Below are 21794 nucleotides of genomic sequence, written 5' to 3' on the forward strand. Positions count from 1 at the left end.
GTATAATGTTTTTAGTAGTTCTTAATAATATGACACCGGAGCTTCCAACAATTTTGGATTGGCCGTAACCTCAGAAGAAGGTATTGGAAAAGTGAAACTTTGAATAGTTGCAGGCGTAACAATACCATATGGATCTCCTGGCGTTATAACACCATTCGAAATGGTAAATGGTGCACGCCTTTCTCCATTTAATTTGCTGATTGCCTTGACTGGATTATAATAAGATAATCTAACCAGGTCTATCCAATATTGTCCTTCTCCCGCCAGTTCAATTCTTCTCTCAATAATTACGGAGTCAATATCTATTCTGGGAGCAGGAGCCATCCCGGCCCTTGTACGAACTTCGTTAAAGTAGTGAAGCGCCTCGCCATCCGCAGTAGAACCACTGTTACCGAGTATGGCTTCAGCGTAAATGAGGTAAACATCCGCCAGTCTTAATAATGCATTATGCTCTGTGGAGGAAGTCAGCGTCATAGTTGGGGCACTATTATCCTTGTTCGTGCCGATAATATGCTTCTTCAATCCAGAACTACCTGTATACTTAAATCCTCCGCCTGCTGCGTTCAACTCCGGGTAATAATCCCCGTTAATCATAAAAGTGGCTTTACGCCTTACAGAATCCTTTGCTTTGTAAAGTTGGTACATATCTATGGTTGGGCTAATAGCAAACCAGCCAGCCGAGCCATTGGCAGATATTTCTACACCTCCCGGAGAATAGATCTGCAGCATATTTCCTTCCAACCAACCTCCACCCGGGGCCCACTGCAATGCAAACAATGACTCTGGATTGTCGTTAAACTGGGTTTTAAAGAGGTCGGCATAATTATTTACCAGTGCCCGGCCACTGTTTTTACACACATTCCCGGCGTATTTTTTTGCACTATCCAGGTAAGCCTGGTTTCTGGTACCTCCCTGCTGATTTAATCCGGCTACTGTCAAATAAACCTTGCTTAACATGCCTTGTGCCGACCAGGTAGTTACCCTTCCGGCGGCATCAGTAGGCGGGAGATTTGCAGCTGCAAAAGCCAGGTCGTTAATGGCGAATTTATATACATCCTCCGTTTTTATACGGTTAATCAATGGAGATACAATCAGCTGGCTGTTATCTTCAATAACGGGTACAGCCCCCCATAATACCGCCAGGTTATAATAAGCAAATCCACGTATGAAGCGGGCTTCAGCGATAGCAGCATTTTTGTCCTTATCAGTGATGGAAGCCGGCGCTTTTTGCGCGATGGCATTGATGGTAACATTACAGTGTGCAATGATATTATACATTCCTTTCCAATTGGAAATCATGATACCATTTAAACCGGTAACTGTAAAAGTATTCAGCTGCACAGCATCTCCCCAATAACCAACCGCCATATTTCCACTCAGCACTTCGCCAACAGGTAAATAACAAGTATAGTTCCAGTCGGCCCAGGGTGTACCAGCATACAATGCAGCTGTTGCCAACCTGAGATCACCCGTAGTTTGATAAAAATTATCAGCACTTATCTGCGACAGGGGCGGACGATCCAAAAAACTTTTGGAGCATCCTGTTATAGCTATCGTAACCAGCAGGAAGGCAATTATTTTATCCAATATTAATCTCATAACTATTTATATTAACAGATGAATATTTTATTTAGTCAGTTTAATGTTCGCCCCAATGGTAAACACACGGGGTTGCGGATAAAAACCGCCGTCAACACCAGCACTCAGCGGGTCCCATGATCCAATCTCCGGGTCCATTCCCTTATAGTTTGTAATAATGAATGCATTTGAAACATTGAAATAAACTCTCAGATATTTAATGCTGGCTTTAGCAAGCAGCTTTTCGGGGAGGGTATATCCTAAGGAAATATTCTTACATCTCAAAAAGCTTCCGTCTTCTACGAACTTGTCAGAATTCCTGTTATTATCATTAGTGTTATCATTCCTAATGCCGACTATCCTTGTTTCCGGGTTAGTGACCTGTATATTATTAATATCAGTGGCACTTCCTTTCGGATCAATCAGGGTTAGTTTCGCATAGTCATTTAATGACTTGAAATAACCAAAGCTGGTACCTGGGTATTCCCCATTTACGCGAAGTTGGTTAAATACTTTATTGCCAATGTTTGCTGCGAAAAATATATTCACATCAAAATTTCTATAGGAGAAAGTGTTATTGAAACCAATCTGGTATTTAGGTATGGGTGAACCGAGAAAGGTTTGATCGGATTCATTAATAACGCCGTCGCCATTAAAATCTTTAAACTTCAGATCACCATACCAGATACTTCCACCTGCAGCTCCTACTGGCAATGGCACACCATTTTTAGTGGGTAATGCGTGGGTTTCAAAATCTTTTTTCGTTGCAAATACGCCACCGTCAATGACATAGCCATAAAACTCGCCGATAGATCTGCCTACAACTGTTTTACTATACTGCCTGTTCAGTGAAGCGCCATCGGTATTGAGCTTAAGCACTTCATTAATATTGCGGGAAACCGTCACATCAGTTTTCCAGCTGAAATTTTTGGTTTTAATATTGGTGGAACTGATTCTGAAATCAAAGCCCTTGTTATTAACAGTACCAACATTGACATATGGGGCTTCCATCGCGCCTGGCGAATAACCAATCGCCGTTCCGGAATACATAGGTAAAGGGATCTGCAGGACAAGACCATCAGTTTTGCGGTTATAAAAATCAACAGAGAAATTCAATCTCCAGTTAAAAAGCGTTCCTTCCAGTCCGATGTTGGCGTATTTTGTTTTTTCCCACTGTACGTAAGGGTTGCCCACATTCTGGGTAAGTTGTGCGATACCCGTTAACCCGGTAGCCACAGTAGCCAATGTGGAGGTATAGGCATAATCCCGGATATTCTGATTATTGGTTAATCCATAACCCAGGCGCAGCTTTAACTCATTAACCTCCTTTACCGTTTTCAGGAATTCTTCGTTATTCAATTTCCAGGCAAATGCACCTGAGTAAGTATTCACCCAGCGGTTTTCAGGAGCAAACTTTGAAGAACCATCTGCCCTGAGATTAACGGTAAACAGGTACTTGTCGTTGATGCCGAAATTAATACGGCCAAAGTACGATTCCTGGGCACTTTGTCCTTTACTGCCGCTATTGGTGGCGGTGGTAGGATCACCACTGCTGATTACCTGCACACTATTTGAAGGGAAATTTGACCTGGACGCGCTGGAACTTTCACTGGTGCCTAGCTGTGCCTCATGCCCCAGTAATACGTTTACATTGTATCTCTCTTTAAACAGATGTGAATAGGTAAGGAAGTTTCTTAAAGTTGTAAATAAATTTTGCGAAAATTCATAAGACCCGCTGTTGGTATTGTTTTTTACAAGGCCAAATGTATAGGAAGGATTAAACCTGTCCTGCGTTGCCATTGAAAAACTTCCTGTTGCTTCATTCCGGAGGGTCAGGTCTTTGGTAAAAGCAATTTCTGCATATAAGTTACCAAAGAGCTGGTTTCTTTTTGCTTCGTCTTTATTAATAAGGGCGATCGCATATGGGTTCACGGTGCTGTTCACCCATCCATTCGGGTTATAGGCTCCTCCCCAGCTGCCATCCTCATTCTTTACGGCTATATCCGGCGTTTGGCTTAATGCGGTATTAATTACATTCGAGCTGGTTGAATTTACGTTCTCTTTGATATTAACCAATTGCAGGCTGGTACCGATCTTTAACCAGTTGGTTGTTTTATTATCGAGATTGAGTCTTAATGAAAGCCTGCGGAAATTGGAACCGAGCGCAATACCTTCCTGGTTGAAATAGGAGCCTGACAGGAGGTATTGTGTTCTTGTGTCTCCTCCATTAATGGATAATGTATGGTTGGTCATCGGGGCATTTCTGAAAAGTTCTTTCTGCCAGTTGGTGCCCTCGCCCAGGTACTTTGGATTTACAAATTCCGGGCGGGTATCAAATCCCCATCCTAATCCGGTATTTCTTTCATTTATAAAAGTGGCGTATTCCCTTAAATTCATTACAGGCAACCTTTTAGGTATTTGCTGGTAGCCTGTATACATATCATAGGAAATGCTTGGCGGAGCGACCTGCCCCCTCTTGGTGGTTATTACTATTACGCCATTTGTTGCCTGCGAACCATAGATGGCCGTGGCTGATGCGTCTTTCAATACATCAATGGTTTCAATTTCAGAAGGATTGATACCTGCCAATGGATTCACGCCTGAGCCCAATGTGGCGGTGCCGCCAATAATGATTCCATCTATTACATACATAGGCGAACCTCCCCCAAAAGAAGACAAGCCACGGATCTGTATCGATACAGCTCCACCTGGTTGACCTGATATTTGTTGCACCACTAACCCGGGAACCTTTCCCTGCAAAGCCTGGTCAAAGGTTACAGGCTGTGTTTTACGGAGCTCATCACCGGAAACAGAAGATATGGCGCCGGTAACGTCCTTCCGTTTTGCTTTACCATAACCAATCACTACCACATCTTCCAGTTGTGAAATATTCTCACTCATTTCTATTTCAAGGGAAGGTGTTTTGGCCACCACTTCTTTTTTCTGAAAACCTATCATGGTAATTACCAATACGCTTCCGGTGGGAGCGTCGATCGTAAACTTTCCTTCTCCATTGGTAATAGTGAAGCGGCTGGTGTTTTTTAAGGTAACAGTTGCACCCGGAACCGGGGAGGAATTACTTTTATTGATGATTCTACCACTTATTTTTGTTGTTTGTGCGGAGAGGTTTGTGCTGGAAAGGAATCCCAAAAGGATACCCAATAGCGGTAGTATTCGCAAGCGAATCATTTTGGTTGACTTCATTTTTTTCATTTTAACGTGTGCGGATGATGATCCTCAGCGGCATTTTCAGCGAGGATGATATTTCATAAGGCCAGAATATTCGTAACAGGAACCAGGCAATTGTTAAGCGCCAATTCTTTTTCAGCAACTTCTATAGTTCCTATTAGTCACTTTTTTAATGTAATTGGTGACGACCTCAGGTTTAACAGCCTGAGGTGAATGACTAAGTAGAGGGATTGAAAAAGTAAACAGGTGGTCAGGATCTGCACTATGAGCAGAAGGACTTGCCAATAAGTCTCCATACGAGACATAGGCCGGCAAGCAAGGTAGCAGCAATTGTAGTTTCATATACGTGGATTGAATATTGTAAAGCTATTGCTATGTTGCCTGAATCAAGGGGGTCATTTGATTCAACCATAAGACCCGAATGTTACAATTCGGTGAATATCACTGCCAATGATTTGACAGCGCTTGAATTTAAAACCAGGAAAACCGGGGCCACCATCTTGCATTCATCCAACAACCACATTTTCTACCTACCCGGTCTTCCTGATAATATTATAGAATGGTTTAGCTTATTACCATCCTGCATTTTGCTTTAATACGTTATTCGATAATGTAATTTGTGAATAAGGGATCTGCACGAAGCCCTTTGTTTCTATTACCTTCGATGCCAAAATGGTTTTGGTGGTATTCACACCGCCATTTTGAAGGGTCACCGACTCGGCAATAGCTGATGCCGCAACATTCAGCCCCTGGCGAAGAAGATCCCAGTAACGGATCCCTTCTCCCGCAAATTCCAGCCTTCTTTCATTTATAATATTTGCCTGGCTCACCGGAACCTGCACAAAGCTGGTTCCCAGCGCCCTTCTGCGCACATCATCAAAGTAACCCTGCGCGCCGCCGGCGCCCAATTCAGCCGCCATTAACAAAACATCAGCGTAACGGATAGATACATAATCCTGGTACTGGCTGATCATGAAGCTCGCGCCGCCCATTTTTTCTGCAAGACTTCTTCCTGCCTCATCAGCCATGGGGGTATATTTTTTAATGCAGTAGCCGGTATACTCCCGTTGATCCTTTATGTTCTGAAAATCAAGCCCCTCGTCCACTATTGAAATGATAGAGGCATTTCTCCGGCTGTCGCCGGCAGGGAAAGCTTTCCAAAGTTTTGGATTCACGGTGGCGCCGCCCCAGCCCATTCCATACGGATAAATACTTTGAACGCGAATACCGAACATCACCATCCACTGGTTACCATCCACATTTCCATTCCAATCGCTGGTATAAGTGTACTTGATGGCAAACACCGTTTCCTTATTATCTTCTCCTACATAATTATTGAGAGAGGCAGCAGGCCATAAATTGGCAAATTTGTCAACCAACCCAAATCCTCCATTACTGATAACATCCTCGAGGTAAGCAAGTGCCTGGGCTTTTGAAACAGTTCCTACCAGGTCGGGCTTATTGTAATAACCGGTATAGCAAAGGAACACACGACCAATCAGTGATTCGGCAGCCCATTTGGTTACCCGTCCACGGGTAGAGGGGCTTTGTGCACCATAACCGGTAGCAGGAAGATTGGAAGCTGCAAATATCAGGTCGTCGGTAATGAGTTTATAAACGCTGTCTGCGCTGGCCTGTGGCACATTATCGGTAGTAGGTACGGTGATCAATGGGACATTTCCCCATAACCGCACCATATCAAAATAACAATAGGCGCGTATGAACCTTGTTTCCGCTTCATATGTCTTACGCAAATTGTTATCTCCTTTCCAATCTACTCCGTCGAGGTGCGACAAAAGCATATTGGCGCGATAGATAGCCTTGTAGTAAAGCGCCCAGCTATCTCCAAACATATTTTGATCTGAGGGCGAACGGAGTTTGTCAAACTCGTCCATCATCTGAAAGCCGAAGCCGTCAGCATTGCCGGTGGCTCCAAATGCATCGTCAGACATGATTTCCGATGCAACAGGAAAAGCAACGCCACCTGACCAAACACGCTGTAATCCATCATATACGCCTACCAATGCCTTCCAGGCATCATTTTGTGTTTTGTAAAAATTCTGCTCTGTGGCAGCCGTTACATCTTCTGAATCCAGAAAGTCCTTGTTACAGGCAATCAATGTCAACAATGCAGAAGCCAGTATATAAAATTTCAAGTTTTTCATCGCCAATTCATTTTTAATTTAAAACCGGATGTTTGCTCCAACCATAAATGTTCTGGGCCTGGGATAATATCCTAAGTCCACTCCCGATGAAAAGCCCTCGTTATAACCAACTTCAGGATCCATACCATTGTATTTGGTAAACAGGAAAGCATTCAGCACGGAAGCATATAATCTTACTTTGCCCAGGTAATTTTTTTTGATCAGGTTTGAAAAATCATAACCAAGGGTAATAGTGTTGATACGCAGATAATCTCCTTTATAAACGTACAGATCAGAGAACTGTGCCCAGTTAGCACCGTCTTCTGTTACCCTGGGAATTCTGTTGGAAGTTCCCGGGCCATGCCAGCGGTCCAGTATTTCTGAAGTATAGTTACCAAAGCCGCCCGGTCCTCTGTACGACTGAACAAGCTGATTACCTGTTACACCGGAGGCCTGTACCAGGAGATCAAACCCTTTGTAATCGAGCGATATATTAAAACCATAGGTAAAATCAGGATTGGGATCACCGATATTGGTTTTGTCATTGGCATCAATAACACCATCGTTGTTCAAATCGATATAACGAACATCTCCGGGCTTAGCGGTGGGCTGAATCGGAGTTCCTGTTTTGCCTTTATAAGCCGCTACCTCATCATCCGACTGGAAAACGCCTGCGGTTTTAAATCCCCAGAAATAACCTACCGGTTCACCGTTTGCTGCCCGGTAAAATTCACCGGCATTGGCATACAGCACATTGGTATTGCCATGAAGCACATGATCGTTTGTAGGAATATTTCCTATCCTGTTTTTATTATAGGCGCCGTTTACACCAACTGAATAATGGAAGTTTTTACCGATGCTGTTACGGTAATTCAGCGCCAGTTCAACGCCGGTGTTTTTCACATCACCCCCATTAATCAGCAGTGCATCTGCTCCGGCAGTAGCCAGAATAGGCACTGTAATTAACCAATCCTTTGTTTTTTTGACATAATAATCAAATGTCACATTCAGGCGCTGTAATATGGTAGCGTCAAAACCGATATTGGTTTGCTCGGATGTTTCCCATTTTACATCCGGATTGGCAATACGGCTTGGATAAGCGCCCTGCGTATTGGCTCCTTCTACCGGTCCGAATATATAACCTGCATTACTGAAGCTGATGGGAGATACAAACTGGTACGCCGCTACGTTCTGATTGCCAACCTGGCCCCAGCTGCCGCGAAGTTTAAGGAAATTCAACCATTGTACGCCCTCCATAAAGTTCTCCATAGAAGTTACCCATCCTGCAGACACGGAAGGGAAATATCCCCAGCGATGATCCGGAGCGAATTTGGAAGATCCATCACCCCTGAATGTTACATTAACCAGGTATTTTTCCCGGAAGTTGTATTGCAACCGTCCGAAGTAAGACATCAACGCATTTTCGGACGGACCGCCGCCAAGACTCATATAAGGAGCGCCCCTGGTCACATTCTGAGCAACAGAAAGGTAGGCATGTTGCATGTCGGCAACACGCAGATCCCAGTTGGAACCATTCATACCAACAGTTTGTGTTTTCAGCGAAGAACTACCCGCCATTACGCCGAAATGGTGATCAGCCGCAACATCAAAATCATAGCTGATTAAATTGTCGAACTGGATAGTCCGTCCATTGCCCATTGATTGACTCACCTTAGCGGTATCATTCAAGGAATAAATAGAAAGATGATAAACCGGTGTATAACCATGACTTTGGTTAGCGAAATAATTTAGACCGAGGCTGGAGCGGAATTTTAAACCTTTAACAGGTTCCACCTGTAAATACACATCGCCAAATAAGCCCTGGCTGCTGTTCCGGTTGCGCGTGTTATAGTCCATCACTGCATACGGATTGGCTTCTGTATTATTCCATGCCTGATCAGGTTTTCCCGGATACCAGCCTTTTTTATCACTGCTGAAATAACTGCCATCTGTATCATACATTGGCAGGAACGGGCTGGTAGTAAAAGCAGAACGTAGTGTATTATTATACTGACCATCTACAGCAATTCCGTGGTTGTTTTGATAGTTGAACGTAAGATGCTCTCCCAGCTTAACGATATTCTGGTATAAGTTATGTTCAGAATTTATTCTGAACGTGTAGCGGTCAAGGTAAGAGATATCAGATCCGCCCACGATGCCGCCCTGGCTGGTATATCCCAGGGATAAGGAATAGGTGGAAGCCGGTCCGCCACCCTGTACACCCAATACATAGTTTTGAGTCGGTACATTCTTTTTAAACATCTGGTCAAGCCAGTCTGTGTTTACCGGCAGGTTGTTGACTACCTCATTGCTGAAATAAGGCGCCTTACCGGAGTTAACAGCGGCTTCATTTATAATGGTAGCATAATCTTTTGCATTCAACAGTTTTGCTTTGCGGGCAAGCTGCTGGGCGCCATAAAAAACATCCAGGGTGACCTGTGGTTTTTGGTTGGCTTTTCCTGTTCTTGTGGTAACGAGGATAACGCCGTTGGCGGCCTGGGAACCATAAATAGCAGCAGATGCAGCGTCTTTCAGGATGTCGATGGATTCTATGTCCGCCGGGTTCAGGTAGGCGATGTCACCTGTCTGAACACCATCCACAATGTATAAAGGAGCAAAGTTACCAACAGTACCTTTACCACGAATGATAACATTCATTCCTGAACCTGGCTGTCCCGAATAGGAAGTGATTTGCACACCGGGCGCCTGTCCCTGCAAAGCCTGCATGGCACTGGTAGTATTCTGTTTCTGGATGTCGGCGCCTTTTACCTGTATGTTAGCGCCTGTAACCAGTTTTTTCTTCTGTACGCCATAACCAATTACCACTACATTTTCCAGCTGGCTTTCGGCGTCCTGCAACTGAACTTTCAATTCGCGCGAGGTAACTTTTACCTCTTTTTCAACAAAACCAACGGATGTAATTACTATTACATCACCAATTGATGCCTCAATAGTAAATTTTCCTGCATCATCCGCAATGGTGGAGACACGGGTGCTTTTAACGGTTACTGATGCTGCAGGGACCGGAACGGAAGTACTTTGACTGGTGATCGTTCCATTCACCTTTGAAGTTTGGGCATAGGCATTTTTGCCCGGGGCGAAGACCCAAAGCGCGCCCCACAGCAGCAATACTCGCAAGTAAAAAAGTTTGGCTGATTTCATAATTGTGGATTTAACTGACTACTTTTTTATATCTATTTTTCTTCCTTCATAAACTACTTCCTTATCACATTTTGCATCAAGATCCAGACGCCTGGGTTCATTGGGCGCAATAATATTGATACGGATAGTTCTTTTCTGTAACATGCCATTGAATGATCCCTTCCGGTCTCCGACAGTAACAGTTCCTGTTGCCTGGGTATATTTTACCGGGATAATGGAAAAGGCGCCTTTTTCATAATTGTAATTGGCCCCTTCATCTTCATACAGGTTGAAAGACGCGTCTGCACCGGTGTAGATGTTCAACGTCAGGGTATCGGCCTGTTTTTCTGTGGTGTATTGTAACCCGGGTCCGAAGGGAACGATGGATCCGGCTTTTACAAATAAAGGCATCCGTTCGTATGGCGCGTCGGCAGTAATTTTCTGACCGCCTGCATACCACTTCCCGGAATAGAGGTCATACCATCCTGCACTCCTGGGTAGATACAGGGCGCGTTTCGTTTGCCGGTATTCATATACGGGATTTATTAGCAACGAAGGACCAAACATATATTGATCGGTAATATTCAATACGGCGGTATCTGTTGCAAAGTCCATCGCAAGTCCCCGCATAATAGTGTAGTCATTGTGGTAAGTCCACCCGGCCAGCGAATAGATGTATGGCAGTAAACGGTAACGCAGCTTATCGTAATAGAGGAAACTTTCATAAGCAGGATGACCTTCAGGAGCAGTATTGAATACTTCGCGGTAAGGGAATTGCCCGTGAGACCGGAACAAAGGAACAAAAGCGCCAAACTGCGACCACCGGGTCATCAGTTCCCTCCACTCCTCCAGTCCCGCTGCGTCCGGGTTTTCAAATTTGCGGGGTACCACAAAACCACCAATATCCATCGTCCAGTAAGGAAGTCCGGACATAGAGAAATTAGCGCCTGCAGCTATTTGTGCTTTCATATCATTCCAGGTAGAGCCAATGTCACCGCTCCATATCGCGGCAGCATAGCGCTGCGAACCTGCAAAGCCGGAACGTGTCAGCAAAAAGACCCTTTTATCCGGATCCGTTGAACGTTGCCCTTCATAAATTCCTTTTGCATTTTGCAGGGGATAAGCATTCAGAAATTCTGCTGCGCTACCCAAAGCGGTGGGTGTCATTTGCAGCTTTCTCTTTTCGGGATTTACATTGGAAACAATGTCCGGTTCACTGGCGTCCATCCACCATGCGTCAATTCCTTTACTATATATTTTTTCGTTGATCAGCTCCCAGAAGCCTTTCCGGGCCGCGTTGTTGAAAGCATCATAAAAAGTAGAAACATATCCTTTGCCTATCCAGTCTTTTTGTTGATCAGCGATGTTTCTTTTATAAAGCCATCCTTTCTTATCAAATTCATGGTAAGCTGATATGCCATCATAAAATTTCGGCCATACTGATATCATGATTTGAGTGTTGTACTTTTTATGCAGCAAATCAATCATGCTATCGGGAGAAGGAAAGCGTTTTTCATCGAACTCCTGGCTGCCCCATTCGGCTTCTCTCCAATAACTCCAGTCCAGCACAATGTTGTCAATGGGAATCTTTCTTTTGCGGAATTCAGCAACTGCGTTCAGTAACTCCTCCTGTGTTTTGTATCTCTCCCGGCTTTGCCAGAAGCCTAATGCCCATTTCGGAACAATAGGCGCCTTACCTGTAAGCGACCGGTAACCCGAAATCACTTCATCCATATTATTGCCATACACGAAATAGTAGTCAACCTGTTTGCCGGCTTCGGAACAGAAACCAAAACTGTTTTGCTGCTCCTCGCTCAATGGCTCCTGCCATTTCAAAGAAAAATAGGATTCGCCGCCTTCAGGTATCCACTCAATTCTGACAGGTACTTTTTCCGCTTTTTTGAAGTTCCAGGAAACCAGTGCCGATGCGGGGTTCCATGCTTTTCTCCAGCGATCCAAAACAAGTTTTCCATCCAGCCATACTTTCACGGAGCCGCCATAAGTGAAACGGAACTGATGAAGACCGGAGAGATAACTGGAAAGACTTCCTTCCCAGGTCACCATGCCGGAGGCAGGTGTAAATTCCCGTGGCAAGAGGACTTTTGAATCTCCCAGGAACTCCATATTAATATTGGTCTCGGCTCTTTCGGTACTTATTTCCTGCGGTTTATGCGCATTATTGGAATAAGAGGCAGTAAGCCAGCCGGCTTCGCCTTTCTTTGAAAAAAGCTGCATGGAAGAAAGTGGATGAAGTGGCCTGATATCGCCGGCCCTGGTGAGGGAATAGTTGTCCCACAGAATACCGTAGTTTTTATTGGAGATCATAAAAGGAACGGCCACTTCTGTATTGTTCTGGAAGAAGGTAACCTGTTGGCCACGGTAGTTCATAATCCCGTCCTGATGTTGCCCGAGCCCATACCATGCGTCTCCGGCAGCCGTCTGAAATGTTTGGCTAATCGTGTAATACCGTTTGCCGTCGAATATGGCGGATTGAAAATCCCGCCCGAACAGTTGTTTCTCAGCCAGGATCTTTTTGCCTGCCAGATCCGTGAAAGTAACGGCCCCTGTGCCCCGGTCGACGGTGACAATCAATTTCTTTGTTTTGAGCGTCAGTGTTTCTTTGGAAGTACTGATATCCCAGGTAAGCCCTGGTTGTTTACGATAAACGGTTATCAGGCTGTTACCGGCTACTATTTCTTTTCCGGGAGCAGCGATCACTCTTATAATATCATCCGAAACAACTTCAAGTTTAACAGCATTTGTAGCGCCTGTAAGCAGGGAGTCTGTAAAAACTATAACCCCATCCGGAAGTTTAATGTAAGCAGGTGGCGCCGCCAATAAATTATTAAATAACGTAAAAGTCAGCAGGCTAAGCAGCAGCAATCGTAATTTCATATACGTGGATTAGATGCCGTAAAACTATTGCTATGGCACCAGAAACCGGGGCGTCGAATGATTCAACCAAGGGGTTCAAATGTTACAAATGCCTGAATATCACTGGTAGGATTTCGGGAGGCAGGTTATTAAAGGCCTTTATTTTTAAGATTTGCCAGGTACTCTGAAGGGGTGGTTTTGAATTCTTCTTTGAAAAGTTTACGGAATATTTTGGGGTCATTGAATCCTACCTGGTAGGCAACTTCTGAAATAGACATGCCGCTTTTGTCTAATAACTGGATAGCCCTTTTCAAACGGATTGAACGGATAAAATCTAACGGCGACTTACCGGTTAACGATTGTATCTTTCTGTACAGGGTAACCCTGCTCATGTACATCTCTTTACTGAACTCATCTACGGAAAATTCCGGATTGTCTATTTGTTTTTCGATAATGTCCAATGCCTGTTTAAGGAATTTTTCGTCTACAGGGGTGATGGTCACCTCCCCGGGGTTGACTTCAATCTGCTTTTGGAACCTCTTTTGCAATAATTTTTGTTGTGCCAGCAAATTATTGATCCGCGAAGCCAGGATCTCAAAGGTGAAGGGTTTGGTAATATAATCGTTCACGCCGGCTTTCAATCCCTCCAGCTGTTTTTCTTCGCTTCCCATAGCGGTAAGCAAAATGACAGGAATATGAGCCGTGAGTGTTTCGGTTTTAATTTTCCGGGCAAGTTCAACGCCGTCCATTAGAGGCATCATGATGTCGCTTACCACAAGATCAGGATTTAACAGCTTTATTTTCTCCCAGCCCTCCTTCCCGTTTGCGGCTTCTTCAATATGGTACTGCCCTTTCAGGTTATCTTTTAAATAAAAGCGCAGGTCTTCATTGTCTTCCACTACGATTATTGTCTTCTTCTTATCCCCTTTCTTTTTTTCTTCCACTATTATTTGCTCCGTTTCCTCTGGGAATGTGGGCGTAGTTGAGGTCCGGCCGGAAGAAACATACACTTTCTTTGCAGGAAGCAATACTGTAAAACAGGTACCCTGATCCGGTTCGCTTTTTACGGTGATGATCCCGTTGTGTAATCTTACAAACTCCTTTGTGATAGCCAACCCTATACCGGTTCCCTGGTTTACCATGCTCTCCGGAACATCTGTCTGAAAAAACCGTTCAAAAATCTTTTCATGCTGATCGGCCGGGATGCCGATACCTGAATCTTTTATTTCAATAGCAAACGTTCCATCGGAATCATTATCTGCCGGCTGCCTATACACTAAGTTAACGCTCACCATCCCACCATCATGCGTATATTTAAAAGCGTTGGACAACAGGTTGAATAAAATCTTTTCAATTTTGTCTTTGTCAAAATAAATTTCGAGGCTATCAATGTCAGATGAGAATGAAAATCCTATCTTCTTTTTTTCTGCAATATCAGTAAAAGAGTAACTGGTTTCCCTGCAAAACCGGACGATATCGCCTATGGAAGGATGCAGTTTTACTTCCTGTACCTCCATTTTCCTGAAATCGAGTAGCTGGTTAACAAGGCTTAACAGGCGTTTTGCGTTACGCTGTACCAGGTTTAGTTGTTTTACCTGCTCTTCATCTGCCGTATTTTTAATGATCTTATCCAATGGCGCGATGATAAGACTCAGCGGCGTACGGAATTCGTGGCTTACATTGGTAAAGAATTTTGTTTTTAACTGTTCCAGTGCATGCGCCCTTTCTGCTTCCCTGCGCTGCTGGCGAACTTCAAAGCGCATATGTATCCTGTCTAATGTAATGCGCCGGATAAGCAGGAACAATCCCGTAGCAATCAACAGATATATAATGTATGCAACAGGGGTTCTCCAGAACGGGGGTTCAATATTGATCTGCAGCGTTTTCACCTCACTCCACAAACCGGCCCTGTTCAACACTTTTACTTTGAAAACATAATGACCGGGATTGAGATTGGTATAAGTGGCTCTCCGCTGATGACCATCTGCATACAACCAGTCTTCATTAAACCCTTCCAACATATATGCATATTTATCATATGCGTTATGAGAAAAATCGAGCGCAGCAAAGTCGATAGAAAAAACATTTTCTTTATACTTCAGGTCAATACTTTGCAGCTGGGATAAGGAGCGTTTGAGCAACACGCGGTTATTAACCAGTTCTCCGGGTTCAACATTTTTATTTAATATCTGAAAACCGGTGAAAACAATTTTAGGGTGATAAACAGAATTACCGATAGCAGCCGGATTGATAATATTAAACCCCGATGGCCCACCAAAGATTAATTCGCCGCTCCTCAGCTTTAATGCCGCGTTATCGTTAAACTCGCGGTTCTGCAGGTTGTTTGTTGCATCATAACTGATAACAGAAAAATCAAGATGCTTATTATCCTGGCGGGGAATGGCGTTACATAACCCACTGGGCGTAGAAATCCACAGGGTCTGATGGTCATCTTCAAGAATATTCAGGATCATATTATCGGGAAGGCCGTTTGATGCTGTGAATGTCCGAAACTCCTTTTTCTGTTCATCAAACAAATTCAAACCTTCCCTGGTTCCTACCCATATCCGTCCCTTACTGTCTTCCAAAAGACAGATAACACCATTATCGCTTAAGCTATTCCCTGCATTTGTATCCAGGTAGAAGACAGCAGCGGGTTTATTCTTTTCAATAACAGCAATGCCGTAACCTGTACCGATCCATAAATTTCCTTTTCTGTCCTCCATAATAGCAGAAACATAATTGGACAGTAATACTCCCTGCGTGGTTTTATAGTGGTTAAACTGGTTAGTCCTTCTGTCGAAACGATCCAAACCACCACCTAAAGTACCGATCCATAAATTCCGGTTCCTGTCTTCAAAAATTTCCCAAACTTTGTCGTCGGTCAAACTGGAGGAATCATTCTCATTATGCCTGTACCGGGTGAACTTCTTACCATCGAAGCGATTGAGGCCACCGAGGTAGGTTCCAATCCAGAGAACATCTTCATGATCCATGCACAGGCTCACAATTACGTTGTTGCTCAGGCTGTTTTCATTTTTTGGATCGTACAGATATTGTTTGAAAGTATTATTTTTCCTGTCAAAATAGATCAATCCTCCACCATTGGTTCCAATCCAGACATTACCCATCTTATCTTCAACAAAACGGTTTACATCGTCGAACTGCAGGCTTTTTGCATTTAATTCCTGGTGATGGTAATACGAAAACTGAACGATGTTGCCGTTATAATAATTCACGCCCTGCTTGTAGGTTCCCAGCCAGATAATCCCCTGATCATCCCTGTACATCGTGGTAATGGTATTCTGGCTGATGCTTTTGGGATCATTGGGGTTGTTCAGCAGGTAACTGGTATTGAGCCGGTTCTTTTTGTCGATCAACGTTACTCCTCCATGATCGGTTCCTACCCAGATCAAACCATTGCCATCCTGAACCACCTGGCTTACCAGTTCTGAATTCAATCTCGCCGGATACGAATTCTTATCAAACTGCGTGATGGTGTTATCTTCCGGGTGAAAAAGAAAAACACCGAAGTTATAACGCCAAAGCCAGAGATCATTATCGCTATCTATAAACAGCTTATAGGGGTTATCATCTTTATTACGTTTTTGGAAAGCAGTGGTGGAAGAAATTATTTTGTCCAGCTTTATATCATACTCCTGTAAAAAACCTGATTGATATACCAGCCATAACTTTCCGTCGTTTGTTTCACTAATGGAAGTAATCTTTTCGGAAGTTTGTGTTGCTTTCGGTTTGAATGGCTTTACTATTTTGTTGTCAGCGGAATACAGGAACAAACCCTTATCCTCATACAGGAACCAGTACCTGTTATTATTTCCTTTTACTATATTGGCAATAGTACCAGGCGGCAAACCGATAGCATGTAAATAGTCATCAGAGCTGCCATTGAATTTTTCCGTATCCGGATTATAAATACAGGGGCCACCCATTGTAGATACCCACATTTTCCTATCAGGAAGTTCATAAAGTGACAAGATATTGTTGTCCTTTATGGAAGTACTGTCATTGTGATCTTTACGAAATACTTTACAGAAATATCCGTCATAACGATTAAGTCCATACGTAGTACCAAACCATAAAAACCCATCAGGGTCCTTTAGCACAGTATTTACCTGGTTATGTGACAAACCGGTATACGTATTGAGCTTGGAAAAATTATAATGTTCGCTTTGTGCTAAAACAGAAAGAGATTGTAACAGCAAAATAATCCAAAAAAGGTAACGCATTGCATCTGATTTGACATATAAAAATTTGCGTTGTCCGGTCTACAATCCCGTAAAATCAAGAACTAAGATAATAAAATGATTGGGATAACATGTCCAAATCAAATGACAAATTTGCTGTAACGATTTTTCTTTTGTTGAAGCATTAAAACGCCAGGTGCCTTATATTTTATTTTTTAAAGTTGAAATATCTGTTCCATCAACAGCCATTTCTCTCCCTCTTTCGCCCAGGGCAACGGTTGCTGGAACTTCCACATTAACTGTTCCCATTCCTGTACTTTTGGATTGGCTGCATCCGAAGCATTTTTTGCTGTTTCATCATACTGGTCATTGGTTTCCATGATCATCATTAAGCGATTGCCGGTTCTATAGATCTGCATTTCCACAATCCCTGCATCAAGAATGCTTTTCCGTACTTCCGGCCAACCATTTTCTGCCCTGTGCCAATACTCGTATTCTGCTATCAGCTCCGGATTATCCTTTAAATCGAGGGCTAAACAGTATCTTTTCATAAATTCAATTAACTTTTACAAATAGCTGGAAGCATAGAACTGATCAATCAGTCCGCGTTCTTTCATCTTCTTCCAAAATCCTTCGGGGATTATTGAGTTGGGCAATGCAACATTTTGTACCACCCTTTCTACCTGGGTGGTATTTAAAGCAATGCTTGTAACTCCGGGTGCATTCAGGCCAAAAATTACGCATGCCTCTACCGGTCTTATTTTATAATCCTCGCACAATTGATAAAACTGTTGCCGCCAGTGATATAAATTTTTATCTTTTTCAGGATCTGTCAATTGATAATTATAATAAGCCGATCCTGTTAAAAAGCCTCCGTTAAAAACAGAAGAATTTATAACTGCAACACCCTGATGCGAAAGTTGTTGCATAAAATTCACCAGCGGCGTGGGATGACTGTGAATAGTCATACTATTGGCAATCATTACCCAGTCCAGTTTTACGTCCTCCGTTATTTTTCTTATGATGCGCCAATCCTTTGCGCCCACGCCGATCGCTTTAACTTTGCCGGCCTGTTTTAATTCATTTAATGCCCGGTAAGCATCCAGAATATCCTGGTAGCGCCTTTTTTTATCCTCCTCATCGTCTGATGCGGCGAGGTATTCGTCGGGATCATGTACAGATACCAGCTGCGCATGATAGTTACCGAGCAGTTTATTCCCCTGCTCATAGCATTCCAGGATACCATCGTAACTTATTTTCTGAACGGCATCATACTCCAGGTTTTTCCATATTCCGGGTTCAAAAGTGGGTTCGGCTGTTTTTAATTCAGTACGCAGCCAACCCAGCTTATTGCTGATCAGTACATCCTTGGGATTGATATTTAATTCCTTCAGGGATCGTCCCAGGGACTCCAGCGCCAGCCCGGCGCCATATTTACCGGCGGAATCAAATACAGCCGGCCTGGGGGAATATTTGATGCTTTCATTAACAATAGACCGCTTCACTTCATCCGGTAGCGCAACATATAAATTTCCCAACCCGCTGGTGCCAAAAATTACTTTGGGCAGTGTGAGTTCCTCCATATAAAAATCTCTTATTTTCAAAGAATAGCTGAAACAGGTAAATTTTCAGGCTTCACTATTACGCGGTGACCTTTTATTCCAAAAAAGGCCACTACCGCGAAACAGATCAATGGTACTGCGTAACCATATTGAATATTACCTGTTACATCGCTTATGTAACCGAATACTCTTGGCAAAACGGCGCCCCCAACAATGGACATAATAATTAAACTACTTCCAAATTCAGTATCACCGCGTAAATCTTTTATGCCAAGCGCAAAAATAGTAGGAAACATAATGGACATAAAAAAGCAAATACCAACAACCGTATAGATAGTGATCATACCATATCCCCAGATGGCGATGATGCAAAGTAAAATATTGATGACTGCATACGCAGCAAGCAACCTGGCCGAACTATAGTATTGCATCAGATAGGTGCCTATAAATCTTCCAATTAAAAATGCCAGTCCGCATAACCCTAAATAATCAGCGGCTTTTACTTCCGATATACCGGCAGCCTTTGGTGCATAAAGGATAAACAAACTAAACACGCACACCTGGGCGCCTACATAAAAGAATTGTGCAATAACGCTCCAGGTTAAATGACGGTGTTTAAAAGCGTGAAAAATATTCTTACTGGCTACATGTCCTTCATTTGTTTGAATGGCCGGCAAACGGGTAAACGCAAAAACCACAGCTATTAACACCAGCACGCTGCCGAGAATAAAATAAGGCATCTTCACGGTGGCAGCTTCAGCAGCAAGGGCCAGCTTCCGGCCTTCTTCCGTCATTGTACTTAATTGTGCTGCAGTATAGCCTTTTGTAAGTATAACGCGTGCGCCGATCACGGGCGCAAGTGTGGCCGCCAGGCCATTAAATGATTGTGCAAGGTTAAGCCGCTGGGTAGAGGATTCAGGATCGCCAAGCGAGGAGGCATAAGGATTAGCCGCCGTTTCCAGGATCGTGAGTCCGCAGGCAATGATAAACAAGGCTATCAGGAAAAAGGTATACTGCTGGGTATTGGCAGCCGGGATAAATAAATACGAACCCAGTGCGAAAACCAGCAGTCCCGTTATAATCCCTGCTTTATACCCGTATTTTTTCATGATGAACCCAGCGGGCAAAGCCATGAGAAAATACGCGATAAACACTGCAGAATCAACCAGCGTAGCCTGTACAGTGGTAAGTGTAAATGATTTCTGCAAATGTGGTATAAGTATAGGATCAAGATTATGTGCAAAACCCCATAAAAAGAACAGGCTTGTAATCAATATAAACGGGAAAAGTGTACGGGCCTTTGCCATATTAAAATCTAAAATTTACATTGACTGATCAAACAAAAAAACATTTATACGATCGCTCCTTCAATTTTCAACACAAATGCTTCTTTCCGCGGTGGCTGGTCAGGTAACTGCACCTTCAACCCTTCGGATGTTTGCTCAAAGTTCAACCGGTCATTTCCCAGCATGCTTACGTGGCTTACATTTCCCGCCTGATTATCCGGGGCCAAAGATTTAATTAAAGTAACTTTATCTGACGGCCATCCGAGCACTATTGCGTAAAGTGTTTTGCCTTTTGTAGTAAAACGAATATCTCCTGCTTCAAATGGCTTGCCTTTCCCTTCATTAAAACCCTGTGCGCTCAAAGCCACAACAGACTGTATCGCCGGGCCTTCTCCAAATGTTTTCCAGGGACGTGTACTATAAATTGCTTCGCTGTTGATCTTCATCCAGTCCGCCACCTGTTCTACTACCGCGCGTTCTTCACTGTCGATACTACCATCACCGCGTACAGGAACATTCAGTAAGAGATTACCATTTTTACTTACCACGTCAGCCAGGGTATGTACCACTGTTTTGGCGCTCTTATAGCCTTTGTTATCAAACAGGCGGCGGTCGTAATGCCAGCCACCGATACAGGTATCCGTTTGCCAGGGCAGGGGTTCTATCTGGTTACTTTGGCCACGCTCAATATCCCAGATCATGCATTTACGTTGCTGCTCATTCAACATTTTTCCAAATAGAGCAGCTTGTAATTTTCCATGTTTCTTCACACTGGTGTTATAGAAATGAGCAGCTATTTTGAGGCCCGCATCGCTTACCTGTAAAAGCGGCAGCACATTGTCATCAAAATAAACCAGTTCGGGGCCATATTTATTGATAAGTTCAATGGTCCGGTTTAAAAAACTGTCACAGTAAGCTTTATCAGGTATACTTGCGCCGTTACCCCAATCCCAATAGCCGCCCATGCTGCCATCATTAAGACTATCCTTACTCAATGCATGATTTTGAGCATACAACTGCTGCGGATCATAACCATTCCACCATTTATTGCTGCCATCGGCTTTAGTCAGTTTGCCATCATAAGGAACTCCTGCATAGGGGCCGCTCTTGTCTGAGCGCTGGGCCACCTCATACCAGGTCCAGGCATGGGAGGCATGAACAGTAACGCCAAAGGGCAGATCCTGTTCTTTGGCCGCTTTTGCCCAGCCGCCAATGATATCTTTTTTGGGTCCTAGCTTGGTAGAATTCCAGTTGTGGTATTTGCTGGGGAACAGATCAAAATTATCGTGGTGATTGGCCATCGCCATAAAATATTTGGCGCCGGCTTTTTTGTATAAAGTAACCAGTTCTTCCGGGTTCCAGTTCTCTGCCTTCCATTCGTTTATGACATCCTTAAAACCAAATTTTGAAGGGTGTCCATATTTTTCCAGGTGATATTTATACTGGTCGCTGCCTTCCTGGTACATGCCGCGGGCGTACCAGTCGCCGCGTTCCGGCTGGCATTGCGGCCCCCAATGGGCCCAGATTCCAAACTTTGCATCCCGAAACCAGTCCGGAACCTGGTATTGCCTGAGTGAGTCCCAGGTAGGTAGAAATGGACCTGGTGCCATGCGTGGAATTGGCTGAGATGCCAGCAAACTGTGTGCGTAAAGATCAGATAGATATAGAGAAGACAAGCCTGTGGCTATGCCTTTTATCAGCGTTCTTCTTTTCATGGAATTTATTTTATTAGCTCTAATATAAGTTCCGGGTTACCGGTTGATTGATGAATAATCCGCCGCTTATAATTGATAAATCAAACTTACTCCGAAATAC

At 43.7% G+C, this 21794-nt stretch carries 10 protein-coding genes; all 10 read right to left on the reverse strand.

Annotation, left to right across the window (positions count from 1 at the left end):
* Positions 1-21: 21 nt before the first annotated feature.
* A complete protein-coding gene (locus B5Z18_RS09730; protein WP_079469162.1) occupies positions 22-1599 on the reverse strand; it encodes a RagB/SusD family nutrient uptake outer membrane protein in 1578 nt (525 codons plus the stop codon).
* Between the two features lie 27 nt (positions 1600-1626).
* A complete protein-coding gene (locus tag B5Z18_RS09735) occupies positions 1627-4782 on the reverse strand; it encodes a SusC/RagA family TonB-linked outer membrane protein (RefSeq protein ID WP_200817224.1) in 3156 nt (1051 codons plus the stop codon).
* A 557-nt stretch (positions 4783-5339) separates the two neighbouring features.
* On the reverse strand, positions 5340-6932 hold the full coding sequence (locus tag B5Z18_RS09740) for a RagB/SusD family nutrient uptake outer membrane protein (protein ID WP_079469164.1): 1593 nt from the start codon (positions 6930-6932) through the stop codon (positions 5340-5342).
* Positions 6933-6950: 18 nt separating this feature from the next.
* Positions 6951-10049, reverse strand: a complete 3099-nt coding sequence (locus tag B5Z18_RS09745) for a SusC/RagA family TonB-linked outer membrane protein (protein ID WP_235015892.1) — start codon at positions 10047-10049, stop codon at positions 6951-6953.
* A 42-nt stretch (positions 10050-10091) separates the two neighbouring features.
* The gene (locus tag B5Z18_RS09750) at positions 10092-12947 is read right to left on the reverse strand and encodes a TIM-barrel domain-containing protein (RefSeq protein WP_079469166.1); all 2856 of its coding nucleotides are present in this window, start codon (positions 12945-12947) and stop codon (positions 10092-10094) included.
* A gap of 128 nt (positions 12948-13075) precedes the next feature.
* Positions 13076-17173: a two-component regulator propeller domain-containing protein gene (locus B5Z18_RS09755; RefSeq protein WP_079469167.1), complete on the reverse strand. Its 4098-nt coding sequence runs from the start codon at positions 17171-17173 to the stop codon at positions 13076-13078.
* Positions 17174-17346: 173 nt separating this feature from the next.
* Positions 17347-17682 carry an L-rhamnose mutarotase gene (locus B5Z18_RS09760; protein ID WP_079469168.1) on the reverse strand — a complete coding sequence of 112 codons (336 nt, stop codon included), beginning with the start codon at positions 17680-17682 and terminating at the stop codon, positions 17347-17349.
* Between the two features lie 15 nt (positions 17683-17697).
* Entirely contained in the window at positions 17698-18714 is a 1017-nt protein-coding gene (locus tag B5Z18_RS09765; RefSeq protein ID WP_079469169.1) for an aldo/keto reductase, read from the reverse strand.
* A 17-nt stretch (positions 18715-18731) separates the two neighbouring features.
* On the reverse strand, positions 18732-20000 hold the full coding sequence (gene fucP, locus B5Z18_RS09770; protein ID WP_079469170.1) for an L-fucose:H+ symporter permease: 1269 nt from the start codon (positions 19998-20000) through the stop codon (positions 18732-18734).
* A gap of 44 nt (positions 20001-20044) precedes the next feature.
* Positions 20045-21694, reverse strand: a complete 1650-nt coding sequence (locus B5Z18_RS09775) for an alpha-L-fucosidase (protein WP_079469171.1) — start codon at positions 21692-21694, stop codon at positions 20045-20047.
* Positions 21695-21794 lie beyond the last annotated feature (100 nt).

It is taken from the genome of Chitinophaga ginsengisegetis (assembly GCF_900168065.1).
GTDB classification, from domain to species: domain Bacteria; phylum Bacteroidota; class Bacteroidia; order Chitinophagales; family Chitinophagaceae; genus Chitinophaga; species Chitinophaga ginsengisegetis.